Annotated in this window: 1 protein-coding gene; it reads right to left on the reverse strand. The window is 71.1% G+C overall.

The genetic code is table 11. From position 1 onward, the window contains the following. The coding region (locus HUN59_RS11845) for an SDR family oxidoreductase (protein ID WP_174779472.1) at positions 1–1,089 on the reverse strand (1,089 nt) is incomplete at both ends.

The following is a 1,089-nucleotide window of genomic DNA, read 5'->3' on the forward strand; positions in this document are numbered from 1 at the left end:
ATGCGTTCCACCATCCCGGGGAAGATCACCCCGTGGAACGGCAGGATCGAGTACCAGTAGAGCCGTCCGGACAGCCCCTGCGGGAAGTAGATCGCACGCTGGTGGTAGTCGCTCCCACCGCCGTCGCTCGGTGTGACGGTCATCTCGAGCCAGGCGCGACCCGGCGACTTGAACTCGGCGCGCAGGCGCAGGTACCGCCCGCGCTCGAGGCGCTCGACCCGCCACCAGTCCAGGGCGTCGCCCTGCTCCAGGCGCTTCGGGTCGCGGCGGCCGCGGCTCAGGCCCACCCCGCCGGCGAGCTTGTCCATCCAGCCCCTGGCGACCCAGGCGAGCGGGAACGAGTACCACCCGTTGTCGCCTCCGATGCCCTCGACGACGCGCCAGACGTCCTCGGCGGACGCGGAGGTGTGCCGGCGGCGGTCGTCGACGTAGACGGTGTGCCCGGCCCAGTCCGGGTCGCTCGGCAGCGGGTCCGCGGGGGTAGCCGCGAGCGTGGCGCTCCGCCAGCTCGTCTCGACCTCGCCCTTCCGCATCCGGGCGAGTGCGAGCCGCACCGCTCGTCGGTAGGACGTCAGGCCGCCCTCGGGTCGCGGCACGACGTCGTCGATGTCGTGCTCGCGCTGGATGCACTCGAACTGCAACGACTCGATGATCGGCGTCGCGAGCTTCCGCGGGATGGGCGTCACGATGTTGAACCAGTGCGCGGAGAGCCCGGGTGTGAGCACCGGGAGCACCGTGAACCTCCGCTGCGGCAGCTTCGCCTCGACCGCGTAGCCGTTGAGCATCTGCCCGTACTTCAGCACGTCCGGGCCGCCGATGTCGAACGTGCGGTTGACGTCGGCCGGGATGTCGAGCGCGGCGACGAGGTAGTACAGGACGTCCCGGACGGCGATCGGCTGGATCCGGTTGCGGACCCAGCGCGGGGCGGGCATCCACGGCAGGACGTCGGTCACGTGCCGGATCATCTCGAACGAGGTGCTCCCGGAGCCGATCACGACGCCAGCCTGGTACGCGATCGTGGGGACGCCGGAGGCGAGCAGCACGTCCCCGACCTCCTTCCGGCTCCGCAGGTGCTTCGACAGCTCGCCG

The sequence above is a fragment of the Curtobacterium sp. Csp2 genome (assembly GCF_013347165.1).